The sequence below is a fragment of the Fulvivirga sp. genome, from assembly GCF_040220315.1.
Taxonomy (GTDB): domain Bacteria; phylum Bacteroidota; class Bacteroidia; order Cytophagales; family Cyclobacteriaceae; genus Fulvivirga.
In genome coordinates this window covers 1-4,495 of the sequence record NZ_JAVJUY010000226.1, presented here as the reverse complement: position 1 = coordinate 4,495, position 4,495 = coordinate 1, and the positions used below count along the sequence as shown (strand labels likewise).

6 protein-coding genes are annotated in these 4,495 nt (G+C 35.9%); 3 read left to right on the top strand and 3 right to left on the bottom strand.

Annotated elements, in window-relative coordinates; all coding sequences use genetic code 11:
* Nucleotides 1–87: 87 nt before the first annotated feature.
* Both RLO81_RS10970 and RLO81_RS10965 read right to left on the bottom strand, forming a co-directional pair.
* On the bottom strand, nt 88–1,140 hold the full coding sequence (locus RLO81_RS10970; RefSeq protein ID WP_350111402.1) for an alkane 1-monooxygenase: 1,053 nt from the start codon (nt 1,138–1,140) through the stop codon (nt 88–90).
* A gap of 4 nt (nt 1,141–1,144) precedes the next feature.
* Complete coding sequence (locus RLO81_RS10965) at nt 1,145–1,720, bottom strand: TetR/AcrR family transcriptional regulator (protein WP_350111399.1); 576 nt, start codon at nt 1,718–1,720, stop codon at nt 1,145–1,147.
* Nucleotides 1,721–1,899: 179 nt separating this feature from the next.
* Between RLO81_RS10965 and RLO81_RS10960 the strand changes: the two genes are divergently transcribed.
* The 3 genes from RLO81_RS10960 (at nt 1,900) to RLO81_RS10950 (ending at nt 4,071) form a co-directional block, all read left to right on the top strand.
* Nucleotides 1,900–3,102, top strand: a complete 1,203-nt coding sequence (locus RLO81_RS10960; RefSeq protein WP_350111397.1) for an NAD(P)/FAD-dependent oxidoreductase — start codon at nt 1,900–1,902, stop codon at nt 3,100–3,102.
* 85 nt (nt 3,103–3,187) lie between these two features.
* Nucleotides 3,188–3,727, top strand: a complete 540-nt coding sequence (locus RLO81_RS10955) for a YceI family protein (RefSeq protein ID WP_350111394.1) — start codon at nt 3,188–3,190, stop codon at nt 3,725–3,727.
* A gap of 29 nt (nt 3,728–3,756) precedes the next feature.
* Nucleotides 3,757–4,071: a rhodanese-like domain-containing protein gene (locus RLO81_RS10950; RefSeq protein WP_350111391.1), complete on the top strand. Its 315-nt coding sequence runs from the start codon at nt 3,757–3,759 to the stop codon at nt 4,069–4,071.
* A 25-nt stretch (nt 4,072–4,096) separates the two neighbouring features.
* Here RLO81_RS10950 and RLO81_RS10945 read toward each other — a convergent pair.
* Nucleotides 4,097–4,495, bottom strand: a 399-nt coding sequence (locus tag RLO81_RS10945) for an SDR family NAD(P)-dependent oxidoreductase (protein ID WP_350111388.1), incomplete at its 5' end; no start/stop codon positions are given.

Here is a 4,495-nt window from a genome sequence, read left to right as displayed (position 1 = left end):
GAGCCTAAGGGCAGATACCGACCCTCCGAAACCAGAGCCTACAATAATATAATCATAACTGTCTTTTAAATTCATGCTAAAAGATTATTAACTATTAACCTCTTCAGGTTGATACTTATTCAGCTGCTTATTCATTACCATAAACCAAAGAGGTTGAAATACTGCTAGCACCATCATGCCAGGATACCCGGTAGGCATTTGAGGACTAGATTCGACCGAATCCAGAATTTGGTATTTTTTACTTCCATTGTAATGATGATCTGAATGTCTTGAAAGGTTAAAAAGTAAAGCCCTGCCAATTGGGTGATCGGAATTCCAGGAATGCTGATGCTTTACAAGTTCATAAACACCAGACTCACTTTTCTTTCTCAGCAAGCCATAATGCTCTATGTAGTTAACTGTTTCTAGTAATAAAATGCCAATAACAGCAGCGGCAATGAATCCAATTAAAACATTAAGACCAAAGATAAAGTAGATGGTGACTAGTAAAATTATGTTTGCAATTGAATAACCCACCATCCGATTTTTTAAAGAAAGAACAGACTTGTTCAGTTTTCTCATTCTCCTGTTTTCAAGATTCCAGGCTTCAATATAACTACCAAAGTGAGACGTTATCCAAAAAGTAAAAAGAAGCTCATTTTTCTTCGCGGTTGCTGAATCGTTTGGGGTGGCAACATTACGATGGTGGCCTCCATTATGATAAGGAAGGAAATGGGTATCAAGTGAGGTTAGTAATAATATTTCGCCAAGAAATTGCTCAATTCTACTATGCCTATGTCCTAGTTCATGCCCTACATTAATACCTAAAACACCACACATTAATCCCATAGATAATATTCTTCCGACAAACTCAATAGACCCGAAAGCCGTATTTTGAATGATGAATAAGAAATAAATTAGAAATGCAATTTGTACTGGAACTGATAAATATAGAATCCAATCATACAAAACTTTATTTTTTTCATCATGGGCAATCTTCTTGTCCATGTTTGCCGAATCTGGTTTAACAAACAACTCTAATAGTGGCACAATTCCGAAAAATATAACGATGGGCATGAAGGTCAATAAACCAGTAGTGTTAAATGCAAAATACACGCTTACCGGTAGCAAATAGACAAAGAAATATTTAAGTGAATTCATATTATTATTTTGAAATACCTTTAGAAATAACCGCAATCAAATTATCAAAATGAGCTTCGAGCCTATCGTACTCACCTTGTAGAAAAAATGGAGTTTCAAGTCCTTTCAACAACATCACCAACACCTCTGCATAAACTCTTATAGAACCGGGCAACTCAAGTTCCCCACTTGCCAATCCTTTATTCAATAAATGTTCAATCTGATCCATTTCCCAAGCATCCATTTCAGTCTTCACATCATTTAAAAACTCATAAAACTCATAGAACTCAGGTCTTAGTGTTTCCTGATAATTAATTGATGCTTTAAGAATAAGCATACGCTTTAGCATGTAATCACGTAGTACTTCGCAAGAATTTGTATTCTCTTGTTGAAATATGACTGTAAGTTCTTCTTTCAGAAACTTCAGCTCTGCTGCCACCACTTCTTTGAAAAGCGTGTCTTTACTTTCGAAATGATAATAAAGTGAACCCTTTGCTTTACGTGCAGTCTTCGCAATATCATCCATGGAGGTTTTAGAAAACCCATATTTACTAAATGCCTTACCGGCAATCTTTAGCAAAGTTTCTCTTGTATCAGACATTATACTTTTTGACTTTTTTAGTTTATTAGTCAAATATATTAAACTTTATCTAATAACAAAAAGCGGGTTATCTTTTTCAAAATAAAAAAACCGCTTAATAGCAGCTTTTATCTTGACTATTGTCATTCAAAATCAATGTATTGTTCACTAATTTCGATACTGACAAAACAAAGGAAGTTATGAAAACCACAGTAGTAGTAGGTGGCAGTTTTGCAGGCATGACTGCCGCAATCGAAATCAAAAGAAAAGGTAAAAAGGATCACCATGTTATCCTTATTGATAAATCTCCACTCTTCTTATTCATCCCATCTTTAATATGGGTTCCTTTTAAAAGGAGGGAAATGAAAGACATCTCTTTCAAGAAAGAAAACATCCTTAAAAAGAAAGGTGTTGATTTTGTTCATGCCGAAGCTCTCAATGTTGATACTTTTAATCAAGTTGTTAGTACAACCAAAGGCGAATTTTATTACGATAATTTGGTGATAGCCACTGGTCCTAAAGTTAAGTACGATGTAGCTCCGGGAGTTGCTGAACACGCCCACTATATTGGAACTCCAAATGGTGCTATGAAATTAAGAGCTGCTCTAGATGAATTTAAAAAGAACCCCGGTCCAATAGTAATTGGAGCTACCCAAAACGCAGGATGTATGGGTGCTGCGTATGAGTTTCTTTTCAACATTGAGAAATGGCTTAGAGAGCAGAACATTAGAAAGAAAGTAGACCTGTATTGGATAACCCCGGAAGACTACCTCGGCCACTTTGGTATTGATGGCATGCCTATGGGCGAAACCATGCTTAAAGGGTTTATGAAAATGTTTCACATCCATTACAAAACTGGAGTAGCTGTTAAGGAAGTGACTGCCAACTCAATAATCCTTACTAATGGTGAGGTGATTGATAGCGCATTAACCATGTTAATGCCGCCTTTCGTTGGTGTAGATTTTGTTAAAAACTCTCCGACTCTACCTTCTACAGAAGTGGGTTACATTCCAGTAACAGAAAGTTACAGGCATAAGGAATTAAAAAATGTATGGGCAGCTGGTATAGCCGTTCATGTAGATTTGCCTTTTGAATGTAAAAACATACCATTTTCTGCACCAAAAACAGGTTATCCATCAGATGAAACAGGAAAAATTGTAGCGGAAAATATTGTAAGAACGGCTAAAGGACGGGAAGACCTAATCAAAAAGCCTTGGGGTAAAATACCTGGACTTTGCGTGATGGATGCAGGTAAAAAAGAAGTGCTGATATTATCTAACCATTTATTTAAACCGCGCACATTCGCCATTATGATTCCAAACATCTTTTATGACTTCACAAAAGTATTTTTGGAAAAATACTTTTTGTGGAAATCTAAAAGGGGTTTGGCCTGGTTGCCTTAAGGCATGAATAACTAATTCATTGCCCTACTCAAATTAGTAGGGCAATGTTTATTATTGCTCATCTTAGAAGTAAATTGTAATTCTGATGGGTAAAATTTTAACTACTACGCTTTTCATTCTTTTTGCAACCTGCTTAAATGCTCAAGAGGTAATTTCTAGTGAAATTTCTTTTAGTATCAAAAATGCCGGTATAAAAGTTAATGGCGCATTTCAACTAGAAGACGCAACCATCAAATTCAATCCAGATGATTTAGATAATTGCACCATTGAAGGGTCTATAAAAGTAAACACGATTGATACAGGTATTGGACTAAGAGACAAACATCTTAAGAAGGAAGACTACTTTGATGCAGAAAAACATCCATTAATTACTCTAAAATCAAAAACTATCAAAAGGAATGACAGTGATAGTTTTGAAGGAGTTTTTGACCTGACCATAAAAGGAATTACCAAAAATATTACTATTTCTTTTGCTGTGAATAAAACTGATAAGAATCAAACCACGTATTCAGCGCAATTCGAAATTGATAGATTGGATTTTGGTGTAGGAAGTGATAGTTGGATTATGGGTGATGAGGTGAAGGTGTTTGTAACATTGGTTACACATACTTTATCACAGAACTGATAACATTGTGTAATTATTAATACAATAAAATGTTAGAAGCACTTAAAAATTTAATCAGTAGCTCAAGTACTAATTACAAAGAATTAGTTCAGGCTGGAGCAATTATAGTAGATGTCAGGTCATCAGCAGAATATGCAGGTGGTCATGTAACCAATTCAATTAACATACCATTAGATCAGTTAGATAAAAAACTAAACCAATTAGACAAAAAGAAACCCATTATAACCTGTTGCGTGTCAGGAATGCGAAGTGGAGTAGCGAAAGGAGTGCTAAAATCAAAAGGGTTTGATGAAGTATACAATGGTGGCGGCTGGATGAGTTTGAATGGTAAGTTGGCAAAGTAAATGGATATCTAGTTTATTAGGGATTTTACCATTCAATCACTTTTCTATCCCTTAAAAACTTTCCGTTAGGTATGTCTTCAGCGGTAGCTAGCCACACCGCTGTATCTGCCCCCTGTTCAACAGAACGTTGTGCCCCTTTGCCTCCCATGTCTGTTTTAACCCAGCCAGGGCACATGCTGTTTACTTTAATGTTTGTATCAGATAAATCTGATGAAAGTATTTTAGTGAAGGCGTTCAGGCCTACCTTTGACAATCTATAGGAAGGATGCCCACCAGCCATCTCATTCATTGCACCCAATCCGCTACTAATATTTATGATTCTACCTTCAGCACTTCCTTTTAAAAGATTCAATAGGGTTTTAGATAAGTCCATAGGTCCATACAGGTTTATTTGCATGGTTCTTCTCACTGTGTCCATATCAAC

Coding starts and splice junctions, on each gene's coding strand:
- RLO81_RS10950 (WP_350111391.1), top strand. CDS start 3,757: ATGTTAGAAGCACTTAAAAATTTAATCAGTAGCTCAAGTACTAATTAC.
- RLO81_RS10960 (WP_350111397.1), top strand. CDS start 1,900: ATGAAAACCACAGTAGTAGTAGGTGGCAGTTTTGCAGGCATGACTGCC.
- RLO81_RS10970 (WP_350111402.1), bottom strand. CDS start 1,140: ATGAATTCACTTAAATATTTCTTTGTCTATTTGCTACCGGTAAGCGTG.
- RLO81_RS10955 (WP_350111394.1), top strand. CDS start 3,188: ATGGGTAAAATTTTAACTACTACGCTTTTCATTCTTTTTGCAACCTGC.
- RLO81_RS10965 (WP_350111399.1), bottom strand. CDS start 1,720: ATGTCTGATACAAGAGAAACTTTGCTAAAGATTGCCGGTAAGGCATTT.